Raw genomic sequence first — 22150 nt, forward strand, 5'->3', positions numbered from 1 at the left:
ATATTGAGCGGAGATGCATGACCTATCCACTTGTCAAACGCGTGTCGCATCGGATGCTCGGCGAAATGCTGCGGATGATGTTGAGCGAGCGGCTGTATTTTGATCTGACCCTGGAAGAGGGCCGGACATTGTCGCGCGCCTTCACCGCTGTGGCTTATGACTGGCGGCGCACCGATCTCGTCTATTTGAGCCCGGTCGGAAGCGACGCTGAGTTCTCGGCCGCAGTAAAGCAGGAAGGCCTTCATGTGGAAACGTCAGATGGGGGCCACTATTTGAATTGGGACAATGTAACGGAATTGGCTGAGCGCCTGGCAGTGGAGTGAGAAGGCGGCGCGATAGTTCCGCGGGCTGCTTGGAAGAGGCAGGGTTTCAGACACGCTTCAATCGGCGCTGCATGAATACAGCGGAGACAGGTAAATCGAACTCGACGTTCCAGAACTTAGCTTCGTAAGACTCGCCATATCTGCAATGCGCAATGCGACGACGATTTAGCGGCGTCGCTAAAGACCAGCGGCGGCAAAATCGCTTGCTGGCGCACGGGACAACATGAAGATGAGCACGTTTCCCGCTGGGACCTGCAATTGAAAAATAACGAAAAAACAACATAACAGCTCAACATGAACGGCCTATCGTAAATGTCGATCCCATCCACCTACGCCACGGCGCGCCGTCGCTCCAGCGTTTCCCGGAGGGATCAATTCTGAACTTCGATGGAGGATCAAGTTTGCGCCCTAATTGACGCATTACCCGGATAAACTGGAGCCTCTTTTCTGGAAAAAGTTCAACTTGTCCCATTTGTTCAGACGCCGGAGAAAGCAGCGATGGCTTCGAATTGTTCGTCGGTCAAGCCCAGGATGCCGCGAATCTCGTCGAGCTGACTGAACGGCCGGTGCGCGATCAGGAGCCGCGCCGTGATTGGCAGGAGATGAAACGCGGCGATCAAAGTCGCCAGATCGTCGTTATTGACGGCGTCAAGTCCAGCGGAGTCGGCGGAGGCCGGAGGCGTGACGACTATCTGCGCGCCGCCGCCGAGCCCCGCCGCCGCATCGAGGAGGCCGCGTCCCAGGCCGTCGTCCGCCAGGGGCTTGGCGGCCCCTTCGAGCCGGGTCCGCACGTCACGTTGCGCCAGATTTGGAAATCGCGACCAGACCAGCGCCGCGGCGCCGGCGACGTGTGGCGCGGAAAAGGATGTGCCGAAATCGACCGCCAAACCCGCGTCCAGTCCCGAGGAGGTTATGTTTTCCGCATTTACATCGGAACCGCTGCCGCCGGGCGCCGCGAGGTCGACCTCGGCGCCATAGAACGAATAGACCGCGCGGCGCTCGTCCGGCGATACGGCGCCGACAGACATGTTCGATGGATAATCCGACGGAAAATGCGGTTCGCTCGGGCCGTTCGGCCAGTTTCCCGCCGAGCAGACGACAAGCGCGTTGCGAGAGGCGGCGACGTTGATGGCGTCGCGTATGGCGGCGATGTCACCCGTCGTCTTCCAGCTTAGATTGATGATCAGCCTTGTGTCCGGCGGGGCGAAATCGAGCGCATACAAGATTGCGTCGCGGCGGCGGCCGTAACTCTGCGTGGCGCCCTCCAGCGGCACTTTCAGCGGCAGAACGCGGCACTGCGGGCACAGGCCGCGGATTCCCATCGCGCCGTTGCCGACCAAAAGGCCTGCGATGAAGGTTCCGTGGCCTTCGTCATCGTCTGGATCGGCCCCGCCGACGTCGGTGAAATTCCACGACTCAATTTGCGGTCTCGGAACGAGGCCGCCGGCGAGCGCCGGATGCGTCATGTCGACGCCGGTGTCGATCACCGCGACGACGATTTTCTCCGAGCCGGTGGTCAAGCCCCAAGCCTCGACCGCCCGGACGAGCTGGAGGTTCCACGGAACAGCGGCCGTCTCGGTCTCTACGGCGGGGACGGCGCGAAGCGCCGCCGATTCCAGATCGTTCAAGCCGATATAGGCCGGCTCCGCGAATTTGACCTTGTCCGACGCATTGAACGTCGCCAGAGCGTTGATGAGAAGCGCCGGATTGGCGCCCGCGCCCGGGATACGAACGGTCAGCAAGCCTGGCGTGCGATGGCGTTCCTGAACTGCGGCGCCGATCGAGGCGAGCAACGTGGATTGGTCGACGAGCGACGCCCCATGCTGAAACTGGACAAGGCAGAGTTCGCCGTCGGCGTAACGCGTGCATCCGTCCTTGTCCTTGAAGCTTGGCATGACGCTTGCAACGGATGCTTCCTTGCGGAGCGCCGCGACGGGATCCGCGCCGGACTCGACCTGTCGCGCGTCATAGACGGCATATTGCTGCGGCGACCGCGTGCGCGCCGACATCGGCTTCAATCCCAGCGGATGGCCGACGTCCTTGGCGCTCTCGGTCTGGCCCTCGGCGAAACGCACGAGCATCCGCGAGCGATCGGGGACGAGGCGGATGACATTGCCGCTCAATTTGTCTCGATAGGAAAATTCCGCCGCGCAGAAAAACGCCGCCAGGCGCGCGAAGGCCGCCGGATCGCCAGCGAAATGGCGCCGCAACTCGAACAAGCTGTAATAGGGACGGCCGGCCAGAATGCTTTGCGCGAGATCCGGCGCAATCCGAACGATGCGCGCGAGATCCGACGCGGTCGCGTCATTGATATTCAGCAGAGGGACGTCGACGCCACTCAGCTTCGCGGCGGTCGCCCGCGGGAGCGCGGATGCCGCCGCTTCCGCCGATACGAAGGGCCGCCGCCCGATGATCGCGCGGGCCTGATCCGCGGTCAGGCCGAGCAGGGTGACGAGCTGGTCCTCGCTGGCGTCGTTCAACGAAATGGTCTGCGCCATCTGTCCGTCTCCTTCCGCTCGCCCATGGCCATTCGGCGACGGTCTGTGGCCGGCCGGCCGCGCTGACGTCCCTGAATGCGCCTATCGTCCCAGCGTCGCCGGAATGGCCAAACTGAGGAATTGTCCTCCATCATGGAACATCAGGCCGCGGTTCGCGAATTCGTGCAGCGCCTCGGCGATCTCACTTTCCGGCTCGCTGAGGCGCAGGGATTCCCTCACGCCCGCCGCGGTCATCGGCCGATCGCTGCAACAAATGTAAATATCGGCGAGCGCGCCTTTGAACGTGTAGGTTCCGGACGTCTCCACGTCCCGCAGGTCGTCGATCTGAATGAAGTTCGGCGACGACCAGTAAGTCAGCGTTGGGCGCATCTCCTGCTTCCATGTGGCTTGCCATGCCCGCACCCAATCGCGCGTATCCGCATAGACTTCCTCGGCCAATGCGCCATCAAGCTCATATTCGAAGAAATAGGCGACGCGGTCGAGATCGACCCCGGAGGGATAAACATAGCTGTAGCTGGCCTCCGGGCGGACGTAACGGGCGGGAAAATTGCGCCGCTCGGTGAACAGCGGGCTGAAGCGCTCCATCCAGATCCGGCCGGCCCCGGTCGGCGGCTGAAGATGTGCGAGCTGCTTCATGGCGGCAAGCTGCTCACGGTAATCGTCCGCCGTCTCGCCCGGGAAGCCCCAGATGACGTTCCAGCCGACATCGATGCCGTAATAGAGCGCCCAGCGCAGTAGATTGATGTTCTGGGCTGCGGACACGCCTTTTCGCATCAGCTTAAGCACGTGGCTGTTGAGCGACTCGACCCCAGGCTGGATCCGCTTCACTCCGGCATCCCGCAGCAAGCGGATCTTGTCCCGGGTGAGATTGGATTTCACCTCGTAAAAGAATTGGTAGTCCGATTTGTCGGCGACAATCGCCGGGAAGAAGGACGCGAAATAGTCGTGATCCGCGATATTGTCGACGGCCTCCAGCATGAAGCTGCGATAGCGCTTGACGAGTTCGGCGAGCTGCTCACGAAGCAGCGCCGGACTTTTCGAGCGATAGGCCATGGAGCCCCCGTTGAGGCCGCAGAAGGTGCAATGGTGTTTCTGTCCCCACCAGCATCCGCGCGAACTCTCGAACGGAAGATAAACGAGGCGGCGCGACATGTCGGGAATGAGGCCGAGTTCTTCGGCGCGGGTGAAATATTCCTCATAATCGGGCAATGGGAGCTCGTCGAGCCGCCGGAACGGCGCCCGCGACTGGCGCGTTTCGCGCGCCGTCGCCTTCGACGCCACGCCCGGCGCCAAGGCGGGATCGTCGCCGTCGGCCACGGCGCGCAAGAAGGCCGGAAAGGTTTCGTCGCCTTCTCCGATGACGGCGTAGTCGATGCAATCGACGCCCTCGACGAGCGCCAAACCCATGTCGCCCTCGAAATTCGCCCCGCCAAACAGGGTGATCAGATCGGGAAAACGCTCCTTGAGCCGCGCGGCCAGCGCGAAAGCCGCCATATTCTGCTGGAAGGTCGACGTGAAGCCGACGACCCGGAACGCCGACCAATCGACGCGTTCGAGCATCCGGTCGAGATAGCGGGGAACCTCCCGGTTGCGAATGTCGAGCAGCGCGTCCCGATCGACGCCCAGATCGGCGAGGAGCAACGTCGCTTCCTCGCCGAACCTGTCGAGCAGATCGCCGTCGCGGTCGGGAGCGTTCGCCGCGAAGGCCACAGGCGAAAACAGCCAGTCGCCGAACATCCGTCCCCTGTGATGGACGAGTTGTTCATAAAGTTTCGGCCCGATTTGCTGCGCGAAATCGAGGTTGAGGTGGAATGTGGCGGCCCGGAAGCCGTGCCGTTCGGCGATCGCCCGCAGCAAGCCAAGTTGAAGGGACGGACGATAGATCGATACGAACGGCATATTCACGAGCGCTACCGGGCGGGCTCGCGCCTCGGCCGCATTTCCGGCCAGAGGAAGCTCTTCTATAGGATGCGTCTGCAACTGGAACATGGCTTCATTCGCCTTGAGGGGGATTCCATCCGAGATTTCGCGGCGGTTCGCGCGCGACGTGTCGGCGGCGGCGCTGTCGCCAGACCCGCCGCCAGCACGTAGCTTTTCCGGGGACCGCCTTGGGGCGAGGGGCTAGCCCTTACCAGACGACGCCAATGCCGACTCCGCTCGCGACCGCGCCAAGGCCGGTGCGGACGCTAAGATTGGCGGCGCCAAGTTGCTGGAAGGCGCCCTTGAAGCCGGCGGAGAGGCTGCCGACTCCGGATGCAGGCGCGCCGAGTCTGCCGCTTTCCTGCTGACCGGAGCCGGTCACGCTGGACATGTGGGACGAAAGGGCCTGCCCTGCGAGTTTGAAGATGCCGAGCAGCAAAGCTTTTTCCGTGTCGGTCAGGACCGCGGCCATCTCGTCGAGCTTGCTGGCCAGCGCCGCGATGTCCTCAGCCGTAATTGTTTGGTCCGCCATGATTCGGTCCTCCGCTCGTTGAGGCCTGCCTCGAACGGCCTGCGCCAGATGGTCAGCTGCGCGAAGCGATCGGCCTGCCTTCTGAATGCGAGCGACCGGGGGATTATAAATATTTAACCTTCCGATCACTCAGCGGAGTGAGTATTAAAAATAATTTTAAGCGCAGCAACAGAAAATGAACAGATACATACAGCGATAAATAAAAAAAATCGTGATTATAATAAGAATATATATTTAATACAAATTAACAACAATTTTGTCAATTTTTAACAAGCGCGGTTGCGACCAAGAAAAAGCCTAAACGGTCCTCCGTTGTATTGCTGGGTAATGGGCCCCTCGACAGAGGCCGCCGCCATCCCATTGCGCCCGACGACCGGTAGCTGGACTGCGCGCCTTCCCGCCGTCCGCCTCATTCCCCGCGCTCGATCACCGGCTCAATCTGGAAAGTTGGCGTAGTGTCGCACGCGAAGGACTGGGCAGCGGCAGCGCCTTCGCTTTCTTAACGCGACGAACAGAGTCTCTTCGGGGCGGGCTGATCCAGTCAATCAGGAGGACGTCGGCATAGCGGCGCCTCGCAGGCGCTGCAGACAGGACAATCGCCCACGAGTGTCAATCAGCACGGAATCGGGACCCCGGTTTTGCGTCGAAAATAGGCTCTGACTCAATTTGGATGGAGTTGAGGCGCCAGCTGGCATTGACTTCACACAGGGAATCAATGCCATGCGCCATACCCTCCGAGCGTCGAGTTTGGCGCCGACTGGTTTTGTCGTTGAAAGCGTAAGAAATGACTTCGGCGGCCCGCTGCTCACTGTGCGGGCCGCGAGCAAAATCAGCCATTGTCCGGGGTGTGGCGCCGCTTCGGCCCGAGCCCATAGTCGCGGTGACGGAAGTGTGACAGGCTGATTTTTGTGGTTATCAAAGGAGGCCGAAGATACCGTAAGTAGTTGCGTTCTCTTACGAAATCATGGCGCACCCGAAGGGATTCGAACCCCTGGCCTCTGCCTTCGGAGCAATTTAACCTGCCCTTCGACGCTTTTCGATGGGTTTCGCTCCGATGCGCTATGCTACTGTAATCACTAAAGAAATTGAAATTCCAGCTCGTCTGACGTACTCTCGAACACGCTCCGACTTGCGGCCTGCTGCTTACGTGGTGCTTACGCGAGAATGGGAGTTTGGACGGGAGAATTCCCATGGCTAAGCTCACAAAGCGCCTCGTCGACGCTGCCGAGTCCCGCGAGAAAGACTACGTCATCTGGGATGACGAGCTACCAGGTTTCGGCCTGCGCGTCTTCGCTTCTGGCAAGCGCAGCTATGTCCTTCAATACCGCGCATTGGGCCGCTCGCGCCGCTACACGATCGGCTTGCATGGCGTCTGGACAGCCGAAAGCGCGAGGCAGGAGGCGAAGGTCCAGTTGGGCCGCGTTGCTCAAGGGGACAATCCCGCCGAGGAGCGCCAGCTCGACCACAAAGCCATCACCGTCAAAGAGCTCTGCATGCTCTACGTCAATGACCTCAACGCGGGGCTCATCCTCGGCAAGGGCGGGCGGCCCAAGAAGCCGACGACGGTCGGGACGGACATTGGGCGCATTGAGCGGCACATCATCCCGCTCCTGGGGACGCGCCGTGTGAAGGACTTGACCAAGGCCGACATCAACAAGGTCCTGAAGGACATCATGGCCGGCAAGACGCGAGTGTCGGTCAAGACAAAAAAGCTGCGTGGCAAGGCCATCGTCCGTGGCGGCGCCGGAACGGCGACGCGCACGGTCGGGCTCCTTGGCGGCATTCTCACCTACGCCGTCGAGGCCGGTATCATAGCGATCAATCCTGCCCATGGCCTGCGGAAGCCGAAGGACAACGTCCGCACCCGCCGGCTCACCGAAGCGGAGTACCGGACGCTGGGCGAGATGCTGCGCACAGCCGAGAAAGAGGAGAAGTATGCGACGACGGTAGAGATCGTTCGTCAGATCGCACTGACCGGCTGCCGCCGCAGCGAGATGATCGGCCTGATGTGGACCGAAGCAGATACCGACGGGAGCTGCCTGCGCCTTATAGACAGTAAGGAGGGCACCTCGGTCCGTCCGATCGGCCTGCCCGTTATCGAGTTTCTGGAGGCGCGTCGGAAGACAACCTCCGGCACTTACGTCTTCCCTGGCTACGGCGATGACAACGCGTTCGGCAGTTTCCCTAACCACTGGGAGCAAATCTTCAAAGATTCACCGCTCTCGGACGTCACGCCCCACGTCTTGCGGCACAGCTTCGCCAGCGTCGGCAACGATCTCGGCTTCACGGAGGTGACGATCGCGGCCCTGGTCGGTCACGCCAAGGGCTCGGTTACGAGCAAATACATCCACACGCTCGACACGGCTCTCATCATGGCGGCGGACACGATTGCCGGCTACATTGAGGGCCTGCTGGATGGGAAAGAGTTCAAGCAGACAGCTTACGCGCTCGACCGCGCCTCCCGTAAAGCAGCGCTGGCTCGGTTCCTCTGCAAAGCCGCCGGGGAGGATGGGACGGACGGCAGAGAACAGCGACAGTTGGCCGCTTAGCTTCACTAAGGGGATCGAGTGCGCCGCGGAAGCCGCTCAAATTCGATCTGAAAAGCGATCATACGCATCGATCCTGCGGACTAGCGGGTCGACCTCCCGCCGATAGATCTCCGTTCTCAAGAACCGCACCTCAGCTTCACGCTGAGACTCGGCAACGTCGATGTACCAGGCGCGCGGCTGAGGACCGGGATCACCGTTCCAGCGGTATCCTCGCGCCTTCAGGGTCTCCTTGAGATCGAAAGGTGAATTCTCCGCCCAGATGCGCCAGGAAACAGCGCGAGCGCCATCCAAAAGGCGGCTAAGGCCCGTAACGCCAGATCGGGGCAGCCGCATCGCCAGCAACTCAACTGTGGCAAGACAGTCGTGCATCGCGCGGTGACGGTCATAGAAGAAGCCTGCGGCCTGAGCGAGATAGGCGAGTTTTGTGCCCTCGAACCCCTCCGCTGCCCAATCAATCTGACTGAGCGAGCATGCCCACGGCTTCGTCGAGAACACGTCGCTGAATCGTTCAAGGAAGCGGCGATCGAACGCCGCGTTGTGCGCGATGACGAGCGAAGCCGGCGCCGCGAATGTGGCGACCACGGCGGGATCAATAATCTGGCCGGCCACCATCTCGTTGGTGATGCCCGTGATCACGGTGATATCCGGGGCGATAGGCTCGCTCGGCTGACGCAGCCCTTGGAAACTGTCGCCCACGCTGAAAACGGTGCCATCCAAGCCGTAGTTGAATGGCGTCATAGCGAGTTCGATGATCTCATCGCGCTGAGGGTCGAGCCCCGTGGTCTCCGCATCGACCACCAGGCCAAGGCGCAGTGGGGTGCCGGGAGGCGGAACGGTGCGAGGGCGCGGCTTGAGACGCCGGATCACCCGGTAATCCCCCGTGGCCTCCAGCGTCTGCGCCAGGGTCTCCAGATGGTCAGAAGATGTCATCGTCCGGTGCTTCGTTTATCGCCATCGGGCTCCTCGCCAGCCGCCGCAGCAGCAGCGTCGGCCGGACGGAGCGCGAAGCGAATGTCCGCGGCTCGACCTTCTTCGTGGAACCACAGATCGACGACGGCGGTATCGTCGCTCCGCGGTCGCGGGGATGCCTCCCTGACCTTGAAGGTCGTCGGCAGATTGACCGACGTTCCAAACACCAGCGCGTGCTGCCGCGGCAATGACGGCAACCGCTTCAAGACCGACTCTGAGATGAACGGCGTCATCTGGCGAATCTGGGAGAGATCGTCGGGATTCTGGATGCGGTGAACCAGGAAGTTGGAGCACTGGCTGAGAACCGTTTTGGACAGCTCGCTCGGTCGCTGAGACGCCAGAAGCACGAACATGCCGTATTTGCGCCCTTCCTTGGCGATGCGCTCGAAAATCTTGGTGGCGTCGATGGAAAAGCGGGAGGGCGTAGAGGCGACATATCTATGAGCCTCTTCGAGCAGTAGGTGTATCGGGAAGCGGTTTCTCGGTTCCGCATGGCGAAGAAACCGAAAAAGCATGCGTGCGATGACCGCACTGACTAGCTCAACGATTTCATCTTCGACGGAATTGAGATCAATAATAATGACCTGATTGCGTTTGGTGAACGATTCTCCGGCCGCCTTTTCCAGACCGACGATGCTGGTCAAGAACTCCAGATCGCTTACAGCTGCGTCAACGTCAGCTCCTTCGTGACGCAGAAAGGCATATTCTGTTCTCTCCTGGAGAGATCTGAGCCGCGTGACCATGGACGAGCAGTAGTCCCGGATTTGGCGATTGCCGTGAGCCTCCTCATAGAGGATCGCGAAGTCGAGACACTCGTGCAGCTCATCAAAAGAGAATGGCGTCCGATTATAGGCTGGTAAGGGCGCATCCTCCCGGAGCTTTTTTCTCACTTCGTCCAGAAACGCCGATTGGTTGTTCCCTGAAAAATTTCCATACTGAAAATTAGGATTAAAGCGGTTCAGAAGCGCCATATTCAGGTCGTTTGTCGGATACTTCTGGAGCAGGGAGACGACGCGCTGAAATTTCGATACGGGGGAGTCTCCATCTGCGCCTCGAAAGCACTCAATGATGCAGGTGGCGACAAAATGCTCGCGCAGCGCCAGAGCTTCCGGCGTATTGGCATGAAAGAGACTTGTCAGACCTAACGCCGTCCGAAGGACCGGCAGTTGTGTTCGCTCGCTGGCCTGCAAGAGCAGTTCCCATTCTGCCATCTCCAGGAACCAATGCGGCATACGGAAGCCTGCCGCCGTGCCGTCGAGGACGACGCGCTCGACCCCGATGGCTCCCTCCTTCGCGGAAGCGGCCAGAGCGGCGTGATACTCGCCGTTGACGTCGAAGACGACGAAGGTCGCACCGCGGGCGTGATGTTCCTCCGGCTTGCTGAAAAGGGACTGCAAGACGGAAGCGACCGTGCAGGACTTACCGCTGCCGGTATTGCCCAGGACGGCGACATGACCGCCGAAGAACTCGTTCAGCCGGACCTTGATGTCGTAGTTCTCGAACACCACCGACTTGCCGATAGGCAGAACCCGATAGCGCGTGGCCCCTTCGGGTTCGCAGGCACCGCCATCCGGGCCGATTGACGGCTCGACGGCTGCCTCGGTCTCGAAGATACGATCGAGTTCGCCATCCAGTGCATAGAGCGCGTCCGCATACAGGGACGGGAAAACGGACACACCGAAACGGAACGCGCCGCCACGCATCGGCAACATGCCGACCGGTACCACGTCCAAATATTTCGAGGAGCCGGCCCGATCGAAGTCGCCTCGCTCGGAGGGGGTGCTCGCGTCGCGCTCACGCAGGCCGACAACCTCGACCACCACATATTCCGACTGCGACGGAATCATCAGGAACGATCCCAGCCGCGCCACATAATGCACGCCGTCGAAGCCAACGACCGTGAAGTTGTCGGTGCCGACGTGCATCTCCACGACAAAGCGGTCGGCCGCGACCGAGACCACCTTGCCGATCGCGCGCTTGCGATCGTCGTGGCTCATGCCTCGCCATCCTTCGTCTCGTCGTCCCTTTTCGGCGCCAGTTCGGACAACACCTTGCGAACGGCGTCATCGATCCTGTCGCTGGGACGCTGCGGCATAAAATGCTCGACGATCATGTCGAAGTAGTGCGCCGTCGTCCCCTCGGCAGGACCGTCGCCTCCAATGATCCAAATGCGCGGGTCGCGCAGTGCCCGCAGCTTGGCGATCTCGCCGCCCGTATCCGGCGCTGCGAAGATCACCAGACGGAACGTCGGGATCGTCAGCGCCTGATAGATGATGTTGTTCAGGTGCTCATCGCCGAAGGCGTAGCCCGCCGTGATGAGAACGCTCTGCTCGCGCACGATCCGGGACTGAAATTCCCGGAACAAGTCCGCGTAAGGCGAGCCGAGCGAAGAATTCTGCTTCGCCGGCGTCGGATAGATCAGCATCTGGTTCGAAGACTCGGGCGGCCAAACCTCCTTGATCGGGAACAGGCCATGATCGTCCTCGGTCCAAGTGACCGAGCCATGCAATTTGCAGAGATAGACGAAGGCGTCGACGGCGGTCCACTTGCGGCTGGCGACGTCTAGCTGTTCGGCCAGGGCATAGCGGAAGATCGCCGGGTTGAAGCGGCGTTCAACTACGCCGGAAAAGCCGTTGGCATAGGGAATGCCCAGGCGATCCATCGCCAATTCGCTGAAATGATCGTAGTTGGTCGTAAACACCCATGGCCGGGGCAAGGACCGATCTCGCAGGACTAGCTTCTTGTAGAACCGCTCGTAGAGGTCGCGGACGGAGGTGTCGCCCTCCGTGGCGAAGGCCCCTTGGGTGACACGGGTCCACAGGAAATCCTGGACCTTCTTGATAATGCCGTCGAGAACAGCACGGTAGGGGTGAAGATCGGGATTCTCGCTCTGGCGCAGCACGAACCGCTGCGCGAACAGCACCTCCATCAAGCGTTCCAGGTTACGACTGTAATCCTTCGCCAGATCGATGCCTAGCGCATCGAGATAGTCGATTTCGCCCTTGGTCAGCCGCCATGGCGTCGGCGCAGCGCCAACCACCGGCGGATCGGCGTAGAATCCTGCCGCGCGCGCCTCGAGTGTTTCCCCACAAAACTCCTTGGCCAGAGGCGCCATGGTTGGAACGCCGAGTTCCTTTTTGCCCTTCATCATGGAGGAACATCCAGCGCCAAGCAGGAACGCGATGTTCTTGGCGCTCATGGCCTCGGAAATAGCCTGACGAACGCTCTCGACGCCCTTGTTCCAGTCGAGATCTGAAGGTTCGGCATCGCCGTTCCGCAGGAACTGGAATTTGCGCCCGTCGCTTTCCTCGCCCATCTATTTCCCTTCCCCAACGCCGTTGGCCGGTACCTTTTTGCTCGCCTATGAAGCCAGGAGCCTCCCCGACAATTCTGGATTGGCTTCAGGCGGCTGCCCGCCCAACGATATCCATGAGCTTCTCGTAACTGGTGACGACGTCGTACTTGACCCGATCCTCGCTGACCCGCCGTCCAATCTCGTCAAAGAACTTTCTAGCGCACGCGATCTTGGTGTTCTCGATCTCGCGGAGCTTCATCGAGGACATGGTGCCCTTGGTCTCTGCGACGAAGTAGATGTGCTTGACGCTGCCTTCCTTGAAGGAAATCGCCCAATCCGGATTGTAGTCGCCGACCGGCGTCGGAATAAGGAAGCCACGGGGAAGCTTGGCGTAGACCACCACCTCGCTGCTGGCGTCCAGGGCACCGGCGAATTTGCGCTCGATCTCCGAGTCCGTGACGACATAGTCATAGACGTGGTGCTTCAGCTTCGCACTGGCCTTGGAAAAGTCCTGCCCGGTCTGGTTGGCCGTGAAGATGTCCACGGCGTACCGCTCGGACAGGCCGTCGTAGGCGAGCCGTTCGATGATCATCGTAGCCTTCTGCTCGGCGACGATCCGGGATGCCTCGGCGATGAAGTGCTCGGGGTTCTCTCTGAACTGACTGAACACACTGGCCTGGATCCCCGTGAGGATGTCGGCCACGGTCTTGCGCGTCAGCTCCGTGTTTTCTGCGACCTTTCCGAGAAGGTCGTACTTCACGAGGGAGTGAATCGATCCGCCGCGCTCTGTCGTCGATCCGGTTAGGGAGAAGCCGTCGCCAGCCTTCAATTGGTCATCCGTCAGCCCGTCGCCCTGAACGCCTGTCTGCACGGTGTACTGGAGCGGCGTGACCCGGAGTTGGCTGTCGAGCGCGCTCACGCATTTGCCGACCAACTCGTCGGAATCGAACTCGACGCGATAGACAGCCTTCTGGTTGATGCGCCGCCAGAGTTCTTGAAACTCCTTCTTCTCGAAGTTTTCGTTCAGCGGATTGGTCTTGGGCTTCCGGCCATCGTCCACCTTCGGCAACTGGGCATCGCTGAAGACGCTGTCGATGATCTGGAAAATCTGATCCGCGTGAGGCTTCAGGTCGTCCGGCAACGCCGCCAGCGTCCTGGCCTCCTTGGCCTCGTGGTAGGCCGTGGTGATCTGGTCCGACTCATCCGAGTAGTCGTTCTTCACCAGGTAGCGGTAGATCTGCTTGGCCATCGCCGGCGTGATCTCGATCGGCCCACCGTCGGTCGTGATGGTCTTTCCGGTGAAATAGGCCTCGGTCGCCTTCCGGGGGCGGGAGGTCAGCGTGTCGGCGATCTCCTTCTGGAGGCCGCTGACAAAAGCCGTGTAGCTCTCGCTGGCCACAACGGTCAGGATGTTGATGTCGTGGACCACGGCGGGGTTGTCCATGCGATCGCCGTTCTGGTCGACCGACAAGCGGAGCCCGCGGCCGACCTCCTGGCGGCGCGAGATCGTGTTGTCGCTGTGCTTGAGCATGCACATGACGAACACGTTCGGATTGTCCCACCCTTCCCGGAGGGCCGAGTGCGAGAAGATGAACCGGGTCGGCTCGCCGAAGGACAGTAGCCGCTCCTTGTCCTTCAGGATCAGATCGTAGGCGTCGACGTCGTCGGAATCGACCGCACGTGCGCCGACTACGGGGTCCTTCAGCCGATTCGTTTTCTTGTCGATCGAGAAGTAACCGTTGTGGGTCGCCGCCGCGTCGATTCCGGCCAGGTGCTTGCGATAGGCCTCGCCGTCGATCGCCAGCTCCGACAGGTACTCCTCCTTGAGAAGATCGTATTCCTCCTCGAACACGCGAGCGTACTCGCCCTTTTCGTCGGACCGGGTGTAGTCGCGGTACTTCACCACCTCGTCGATGAAGAAGAGCGACAGCACCTTGATGCCCTGGGCGAAGAGCTGCTTCTCCTTGTCGAGGTGCGCCTTGATCGTTTCACGGATCTGGATACGCCTTATGTCGCGCTCGGACACATCCCCAGTCGCCTCGCCGGCATGGAGCACCACGCCGTTGGTGAACTCCACCGTGTCGTTGCGGGCGTCGATCTGCGCTATGGTGAAGCCGTCGCGATACTGATCCAGCTCCCCCGACTCTGCGAAGAGATCGTCGCGGAACTCCAGCCGCCTGAGCTGACGCTTGATCTCGCCGGACTTCAGCCTGACCTCGATCTCGATCCTCGCCACCGGCGCCTTCTTCGAGATGTCGATGCCCTCGAGGTAGAGATAGGCGTTGGTGCCGGCGAGACCGCGTGTCTGGATGCCCCGCACGGCGATCTTCTTCACCAGCTTCTGGTTATAGGCGTCGAGCGCATCGAGCCGGTGGACGCGATTGTGCTCGGTCCGGTGCGTCGCCGAGTAGCGGAGGATCATCAGCGGCTTAAATTTGGGCAGCGCCTCCATCGTGGCAGCGCCTTCCATCTTCTGCGGCTCATCGAGGATCAGGATCGGCCGGTTGCTGGCGATCACATCGATGGGCTTGCGCGACTGGAAATCGTCCAGTTCGTCGTAGATGCGCCGGTTATCGGCGCCCCGGGCGTTGAACGCCTGGATGTTGATCACCATGACGTTGATGCCAGCGTCCGACGAAAAGCTCTCCAACTCGTGCAGCCGCCTGGAGCTGTAAATGAAGAAGCGCGCCTTCTTGCCGTAACTCTCGGTGAAATGGTCGGCGGTGATCTGGAGCGATTTGTGGACGCCCTCGCGGATGGCGATACTGGGCACCATGATGATGAATTTCGACCAGCCGTAACGCTTGTTCATCTCGAACATGGTCTTGATGTAGCAATAGGTCTTGCCGGTGCCCGTCTCCATCTCGATATCGAGGTTGAACCTGCATCCGGCGCTGGAGACCAGCTTGTCGGAGATCGGCAGGTTCTGCTGCCGCTGGACGTCCTTCATGTTGGCGAGCACCTGAAGGTCGGTCAGGACCAGGTCGGCGTTCTTGAAGCCCTCCTCAAAGGCGCTGACCTGCGCCTTGCGGCCGGGATCGATGCGGTAGGTGATGCCGTTCACCAGCGGCTGACCGGCGAAGCAATCCACCACTGAGTCCACAGCCTGGGTCTGATAGGGCTGGACCTTGAATTTCAGCTTCATGCCCGCCTCCCTCAGATCGACTTGACGTCGGTGCTGGGGGAAACTTGGCGGAAGACCTGCTCGACGTTGATCTTCACGGCGTCCGACACGAAGCCGTTATCACGGAAGACGACGCGCAGTGGTTCGCGACCGGCAAGCTCCTTCACCAGCTCCTCGGTCACGCCGGTGTCGAAGCAGGCGACCAACGCATTGTCGTCCACGAAGAAGACGGTCTTGCCCTGCATCGTCTCGCGCCGGATCGGCAGCGTCAGGTCCACGCCCCAATCGACCAACACCTGGAACAGCAGGTCTTCGGCGGTTCGGTCCGGCTTGATGTTGTCGACCGCGTGAAGCAAGTCCTTTTGATCAACTTGATCCGGGCGGTAGTACACGTCCTGCATGTTCGACGTGTCCACCTTGAGCACTCGGAAGCCGACATCGCGGCTCCATCCGCCGTGGCAATCTCCTTCAAGGATCTGCTTTCCAGCACGACGGATACGTTCTTTTGAAATTTCTGCTATGTTTTTCCAGCCCGCTTTGCGAGCAACGCTATTCTCATTCGTCGGCTCTGGGATTTGAACCATAATAAAGCGGCGGTTCTTCCCATCCAGGGCATTCTGAAGGAAGACGGAATGAGCTGTAGTGCTGCTTCCAGCAAAAAAATCCATGACGATTGGGCCGCCAGAATCTTCACTTACCGCCATATCAACGAATTTTTGGATAATAGTTTCATCCTTCGGAAAATCGAAATAGCCGCCACCGAGAAGCTTTGACAAACGTTCCGACGCAGATCGCGCTGGTTGATAGAAAACACTTTGCGGAGTCTGCGCGTCAGTCTCATGAAGATATCGCCTAACCATGACACTGGTAGGTGATATAAATGAAATTCGTCCCTCTTCGACCATTCTGTTAAACGTCTCTTGGTCGAATGCCCAACCCCGGTTCGGCCGTAAAGGAATGACCTCTCCCGTCTTTGGATTTTTCAGTTCGAATTTTCGGCCACCTGGGGCCGTTGGGTCATCTTCCTTGTAGGCGCCACGTTCATCAATGTATCGAAATCGCCTTAGACCAAAAGAAGGGGTCGCCTTCATCGCCCGAAACCAGCCAGCTAGCTCTTCTGATGCTGTCTCGAAGTCCTTGCCGTGAACTCCTTTCAAGCGGTCGACCTCTCTCAGAACTGGATCAACCCCCTCCTTTGTCATCGTCCATGAGGTTTTCGTGGCGCTCTTATCCTTGACATAACAGAGGACATACTCATGAGACACGCCAATCTGTCGGGCATCGTTCTTATTCGCGCCCTCCCACACTATTTCTGTTATGAAATTTTCTGCGCCGAATATTTCATCCAGCATATGCCGCAGACCAGCGACCTCAGTATCATCTATACTGACAAAAAGCGCCCCATCATCACTGAGCAAATTTTTCGCCACCTTCAGCCGTGGATACATCATTGATAGCCACTCAGAATGGAAGCGGCCATTTGCTGTCAGATTGGCGATAAGGCGGTTACCTTCTTCGTCTTTTTGATTGGATATCCTCAGATATTCTTCAGAGCCTTGCGCAAAGCGGTCTCTGTAAACAAAGTCGTTACCGGTGTTGTACGGCGGATCGATGTATATCATCCGCACCGAACCAATATAAATGTCTTGAAGTAACTTTAGAGCTTCGAGGTTGTCGCCCTCAACGAATAAGTTCTTTGTAGTAGAAAATCCCACACTTTCTTGATCGGCCGGACGCAGCGTTTTCGCGATAGGGGCGTTCGCATTTATCAGCGCTTCTCGTTTGCCTGGCCAATCCAGCCGATACCGCTCTTGCGCCCCTTCTACAATGTGATCGCTCAGCTCCTGGCGGAGCTGATCGAAGTCGATGGCCAGCCGAACCTTCCCATTTTCGTCCATTGCCTCGGTGACGCAGCCCGGGAACAGCGCGCGGATCTGCGCAATGTTCTCTTGCGTCAGGTCGGGGCTGTGCATCTTCAACTTTTCCATATGCTTCCTCTTACTCACTCGCCTTCGCGCTGACGGGTTCGCCCGTGGCCAGGCGCTCCAGCTCCTGTCTGGCGACACGCAGCTCGGCATTGATCGCCACGCGCTTGTTGAATTGCTTTTCGCAGGCGAGGCGGGTCTTGATCCGATCCACCTCGCGCGTCTTGGCCCGGATCGCTTCCATGCGCGCCACGCGCGTCTGAATGTCTTCGGCCGCCGCCTTCGCCACCGGCATCATGGCGGTGAGGATGGCGTCGTAGAGCCCGCCGAGATTGAGCGCGACGGGCAGGGGCTGGCGCGGCGCATCGTCCGGCGTCCAGTCGGTCGCGAAATACTCGCTGACCACCCACTTGGCCGAATCCGCCTCGCTCGGCCGCTTGAAGGCGGCAATCACCTTCCGCTTGCCCGACCAAGTGAGTTCGAAGATCAACGGAAAGGGGATGGCGCGATCGATGGCGCGCAGCACCTCTTCGTCGAGCTTGTTGGTCCGCAGGCTGATTCCGAAAACCTGAATCTCGCTCACCGCCCGCGTGGCGGCGAGGTTGATGGTCTCCGGCGCCAGCTTGAATTTCCAGACGATCTGATCGACCTGGGTGACGAACAGGTCCTTCAGCGCGGTGCTGGCGCCAGCGTGTTCATATATCCTGGTCTTGGGCACCACGCGCCCGAAGGCGGCGGCCTTGGGATAGTCGAAGAGGGCGGTGATCATGCGGGCGCCTCCTCCACCACGAGAAAGGCGATCAGCTCGAAATCGTCGAGCCCGGCGATGGTGTGAACCAACGCCGTGGTCCGCCCGCCGCTAAACAGGCTGTCCAGGTCCTTCTCTTCCTTCACCTCGATCATCGAACGGATCGCTGCGCTCAGAAGCGCGGAGCATTGCTCCATCTTCCGGCCATCCTGCGTCCTCTCGTTGAACAGGCGGCAAACCGCCTGGATCGGCTCCGGGTGGCCCCGGCAACTCGTGCGGATCAGATCGAGCAGCCGTTTCACCTCGGTATGGTCGACGACGACATCCCCGTCGCGGCCGACATAGACCAGGTAGTAGGGGTGAAGGCGGTTCTGCTGGTTGATGTTCACGCTGTCGTGGATGTTCTTCAGCGCGAAGATCAGGCCCGGCAGGAGCCCGAGCGCCGGCTGTGCCGGCACGACCGCATGCATGCCGTTGGGCAGATGCTCGATGTCGCCGTTCTCCTTGATGTGGTTCAGGAGATCCATGCGGAAATCATTGAGGCCGAGATCCGTGATCGAGATCCCCGTCCGCACGTCCTCCAACTCGATCACCTCTTCCTGGAGGCGCTTGAGCTGATCCTTCCGGTAGGCGATGTCGCTGCTCTTGGCGGTGAGCACATTGTCGTCGCCCGTCGCCGTGACGTCGGCGATCATCATGCGATTTTCGACGCGCTCCTTGAGGTTGATGTACTCGTCGAGCGAGATATCCGGCCAATAATTGACGAGCTGGATCTGCGCGTTCGGCGACCCGATACGGTCGATGCGCCCGAAGCGCTGGATGATCCGCACCGGGTTCCAGTGGATGTCGTAATTAATCAGATAGTCGCAGTCCTGAAGGTTCTGGCCTTCGGAGATGCAGTCCGTGCCAATCAGAATGTCGATCTCGCCTGACTCATGCGGCAGGACCAGGTGCTTCTCTTTCGAGCGCGGCGAGAACAACGTTAGCACCGATTGGAAATCGTAGCCCTTCTTCAGCGTGGTCTTCGGCGCGTCGGAGCCCGTCACCAGGCCTGAATTGAGCCCGTGCGATTGCAGGAAGGCCGGCGTCAGGTTGGCGTAGAGGTACTTCGCCGTGTCGGCGAAGGCGGTGAAGATGAGAACCTTGCGGTTGCCGGGGTTCAGCGGCTCGCCCACCTTGCGGGTAATGACGTCCTTGAGGTGCTGAAGCTTGGCGTCATCATCGGGACCGACCTTGTCCATTGAGGCAATCAGGTCGCCGATCAGGGCGAGGTCGGCCTCCAGGTCGTGCTTCCACGACGGCACGTCCATGTCCGCGAGGCTGATCTGGATCTTCCTGCCGACCGTGAACTCGTCGAGCCCGGTCAGGTCCTCGTCGTCGGCGTCGAAGCCAGGATCGTCGAGGTGGTCGGTGACACTAGCCGAGCCGCCGGTCCGCTCGAAAGTCGAGATCGCATCGAGCGTCTGCGCGATGTTCCCACTTAGCGCGCGCAAGGTAAGCCGGAAGGCTTCGACCGAACTTTCCAGCCGCTTGAGCAGGTTGGTGGTCATGAGAGCCTGGAGGCTCCGCTCGCGATCCGCCTGGCGCAGCTTGCCGCGTCCACCCTCGACTTGGGTGTCGTAGATTTCCTCGTATTTTCGCAGCCGGCTCGGCAGGATGTAGCTGATCGGGGCGTAGACGGCGAGCTTGAGCACCGACAGGTGACCGAAGATGTCATTGAGCCCGAGCACGTCGGCCCGATAGGTGATCGGGCACTGATGGGACAGCGGCTTTCGGCGCTGCGGGAACTTACCGATGTCCTTCGTGTCGTAGAACGTCTCGATATGCTTGCGTGACCGGGCGATCGTCACCGCGTCGAGCAGCTCGAAGAAATCGAAGTCGAGCGCCTTGAGGATGGCGGCAGCCGTCCTCTCCTGCGGAGGAAGCTCCGACCAGGCATTGAACGCCTTCTGGGCGCGCCGGAATATCTCCTCGACGCCGGTCTTGGTCTTGAGGTGCCGGCTGAGATTTTCGGACTCCCCTTCGTAGGCTAGGGCAAGCTGATTGCGCAGATCGTTGAACCGATTGTTCACCGGCGTCGCCGAAAGCATCAGAACCTTGGTCTTCACGCCGGAGCGGATGACCCTGTTCATTAGCTTCTGGTAGCGTGTCTCCCGGTCCTTGAAGACGTCGTTGTTCCGGAAGTTGTGCGACTCGTCGATGACGACGAGGTCGTAGTTGCCCCAATTCACGCGGTTGAGCGGGATACCGAACGACTCTCCCGAGGTGCGGGAGAGATCGGTGTGACACAGGACGTCGTAGTTGAATCGGTCCTTGGCGAAGATGTTGGTCGTCAGGTTGGTGTTATAGTTTCGCCAGTTATCGGCAAGCTTCTTCGGGCAGAGAACCAGAACCGACCGATTGCGCAGCTCGTAGTATTTGATCACCGCCAGCGCAGTGAAGGTTTTGCCGAGGCCGACGCTGTCCGCCAGGATGCAGCCGTTGTGCATCTCCAGTTTGTTGATGATGCCGGTCGCCGCGTCGCGCTGATAGTTGAACAGCTTGTTCCAGACGAGACTGTCCTTGTAGCCGGTCAGATCGTTTGGCAGCGCGTCCTGATCGACCTCTTCAAGGAAATCCTGGAAGAGGTTGTAGAGGATGTGGAAGTAAATCCGCTCCGGGGAATTTTCCTGATAGACGGACTCGATGTGGTCGCAGATTGCCGCTGTTACGTCGCCGACTTTCTCCGTGTCGTTCCAGATTTGGTTGAAAAGCTGGAGATAGACTTGCGTGTGGGCGGCATCGTCGACCCGAGTTACGAGGTTCGAGACCGCATCACCCTTCTGGTAGCCCAGGTCAACGGCCGTGAAGCCGCTGATCGGCATATAGGCGAAGTCGCCGGCTTCCGATCCTGCATGGATGAACTGCTGCATCGGCGCCCTGGTCGTGTTCGACCTGAAGCGCGCCTTCTTTCGAATCCACTCGGCGCATTCTCGGGCGACCGCTCGCTGCGTCAGCTTGTTACGAAGCTGTATCTCGAATTCGGTTCCGTACAGCCCCCGCTCGCGCGTCGTCTTCGGGATGAAGAACTCTCGCCGCTCCTTGCGCAGACGGTCGGTCACTTCCATCGGCACGAAGGTCGGGGCGGTGAAGATGAACTCGAGGCTCTCGACCTTCGACAACTCCGATTTGAGCGCCTCGAAGGCGTAGATCGAGAAGCACGACGCGGCGATTTTCAGCCGCGCGCCGCGGCCCACCGTCGCCTTCAGATCGTCGCCGAGAAGCAGCGAGGTGTTATCGATGATTTTCATCGGCGCCCCCCTCACGCAGAAGCACGATCTGCTGATCCTGCGGGCGCCGCGCCTCCGGCGGTGTATCAAGCCCCAATCGCCTCAACGCGTAATAGCGAAGCGCCTTTCGGACCTGAATTTGGGCACGCCCCCCTCGCATGCCGTAGTCGAGGGCGATGATCCGCTTCTGGCTTTCGGACAGGTCCGGATGCGGCCCTATTTCCAGTGTGACGAGTTCGTTCCAGTCGGCATCATTCTCCGGCGATACCCCGCTCGGACGAACTGACCTAGCCTCTATGATGCGTGAGAGCAAAAAGTCCTTGAACGACTTATCGACCTCGCAAAATGCGCGGGTGTGCCACCGGAACCCGTCGAACCCTATCGCGTGTGGCGCGATCCATCGCCAGCGAGGATCATCGCTGGAGAGCGATTGATATTTGACCTCGACTGCTTGGTTTTGGCGGATCGCCGCAAGCACCGTTCGCAACGTGTCGTTGTTGACGCCGCGGGCCGGCACGGGCGGCCCGGCATAGGGAGGGGAGTGGGCGATCCAGGATTCGGATGAGGCCAAAATGCCTTCAGCAACGGACCGAAGCTGGATGAGGTACTGACCGGCATCTGGTTTCAGAAAGCAGGGCTGAAATTCGTTGCTCGCAACATAGCGCTTGGCGCTCTTGTCATAGACAGCGTTGTGCGGCGCCCGTTCTTGATAGAGCGTCAAATCCTTCGATGCCTGCGGAACGGACACATCGAAAGCCTCGATGATGTCCGAGCGATTCACGCCGCCTTCCCAGTAAAGTCGGAACTCGATGAATTCGAGTCGGCGCTCCACGCCCCATTTCAGCACCGCCTCGCCTCCCGGCATCGCTCCCCCACCTCCGCGCGTCAGATGAGCATCAAAACTATATGGACATATCGACGCGATGCGTGTAATTATTATCCCCATCTGCAGCGCCGGTCAACAATGATCGGCGCGCGCGTTGGGGGCGATACGTGCA

At 60.0% G+C, this 22150-nt stretch carries 13 protein-coding genes; 2 read left to right on the forward strand and 11 right to left on the reverse strand.

The features are described from left to right. Positions 1–17 precede the first annotated feature (17 nt). Complete coding sequence (locus K2U94_RS00240) at positions 18–323, forward strand: hypothetical protein (protein ID WP_243065296.1); 306 nt, start codon at positions 18–20, stop codon at positions 321–323. A 476-nt stretch (positions 324–799) separates the two neighbouring features. On the opposite strand, the gene K2U94_RS00245 is transcribed toward K2U94_RS00240, so the two are convergent. The 3 genes from K2U94_RS00245 to K2U94_RS00255 form a co-directional block, all read right to left on the reverse strand. Then, a complete protein-coding gene (locus tag K2U94_RS00245) occupies positions 800–2821 on the reverse strand; it encodes a S8 family serine peptidase (protein ID WP_243065297.1) in 2022 nt (673 codons plus the stop codon). A gap of 81 nt (positions 2822–2902) precedes the next feature. Further along, positions 2903–4810, reverse strand: a complete 1908-nt coding sequence (locus K2U94_RS00250; protein WP_272884828.1) for a RiPP maturation radical SAM C-methyltransferase — start codon at positions 4808–4810, stop codon at positions 2903–2905. Positions 4811–4949: 139 nt separating this feature from the next. After that, positions 4950–5273, reverse strand: coding sequence for a hypothetical protein (locus tag K2U94_RS00255; protein WP_243065299.1), 324 nt, complete (start codon positions 5271–5273; stop codon positions 4950–4952). Between the two features lie 1190 nt (positions 5274–6463). Between K2U94_RS00255 and K2U94_RS00260 the strand changes: the two genes are divergently transcribed. Then, on the forward strand, positions 6464–7822 hold the full coding sequence (locus tag K2U94_RS00260; RefSeq protein ID WP_243065300.1) for a tyrosine-type recombinase/integrase: 1359 nt from the start codon (positions 6464–6466) through the stop codon (positions 7820–7822). Between the two features lie 36 nt (positions 7823–7858). Here the strand turns inward: K2U94_RS00260 and K2U94_RS00265 are convergent, their stop codons facing one another. The 8 genes from K2U94_RS00265 to K2U94_RS00300 form a co-directional block, all read right to left on the reverse strand. Beyond that, positions 7859–8752, reverse strand: a complete 894-nt coding sequence (locus K2U94_RS00265) for a 3'-5' exonuclease (RefSeq protein WP_243065301.1) — start codon at positions 8750–8752, stop codon at positions 7859–7861. Next, complete coding sequence (locus K2U94_RS00270) at positions 8749–10788, reverse strand: ATP-binding protein (RefSeq protein ID WP_243065302.1); 2040 nt, start codon at positions 10786–10788, stop codon at positions 8749–8751. The genes K2U94_RS00265 and K2U94_RS00270 overlap by 4 nt, the downstream gene beginning before the upstream one ends. Further along, a complete protein-coding gene (locus tag K2U94_RS00275) occupies positions 10785–12107 on the reverse strand; it encodes an SIR2 family protein (protein WP_243065303.1) in 1323 nt (440 codons plus the stop codon). The genes K2U94_RS00270 and K2U94_RS00275 overlap by 4 nt, the downstream gene beginning before the upstream one ends. Before the next feature lie 85 nt (positions 12108–12192). After that, on the reverse strand, positions 12193–15231 hold the full coding sequence (locus K2U94_RS00280) for a type III restriction-modification system endonuclease (RefSeq protein ID WP_243065304.1): 3039 nt from the start codon (positions 15229–15231) through the stop codon (positions 12193–12195). An 11-nt stretch (positions 15232–15242) separates the two neighbouring features. After that, on the reverse strand, positions 15243–17198 hold the full coding sequence (locus K2U94_RS00285; RefSeq protein ID WP_243065305.1) for a site-specific DNA-methyltransferase: 1956 nt from the start codon (positions 17196–17198) through the stop codon (positions 15243–15245). Between the two features lie 10 nt (positions 17199–17208). Beyond that, complete coding sequence (locus K2U94_RS00290; protein ID WP_243065306.1) at positions 17209–17904, reverse strand: DUF4391 domain-containing protein; 696 nt, start codon at positions 17902–17904, stop codon at positions 17209–17211. Then, positions 17901–21173, reverse strand: coding sequence for a helicase-related protein (locus K2U94_RS00295; protein WP_243065307.1), 3273 nt, complete (start codon positions 21171–21173; stop codon positions 17901–17903). The genes K2U94_RS00290 and K2U94_RS00295 overlap by 4 nt, the downstream gene beginning before the upstream one ends. Next, the gene (locus K2U94_RS00300; RefSeq protein ID WP_243065308.1) at positions 21157–22017 is read right to left on the reverse strand and encodes a WYL domain-containing protein; all 861 of its coding nucleotides are present in this window, start codon (positions 22015–22017) and stop codon (positions 21157–21159) included. Before K2U94_RS00300 ends, K2U94_RS00295 begins: the two co-directional genes overlap by 17 nt. Positions 22018–22150 lie beyond the last annotated feature (133 nt).

The sequence above is a fragment of the Candidatus Rhodoblastus alkanivorans genome (assembly GCF_022760755.1).
Lineage (GTDB): Bacteria > Pseudomonadota > Alphaproteobacteria > Rhizobiales > Beijerinckiaceae > Rhodoblastus > Rhodoblastus alkanivorans.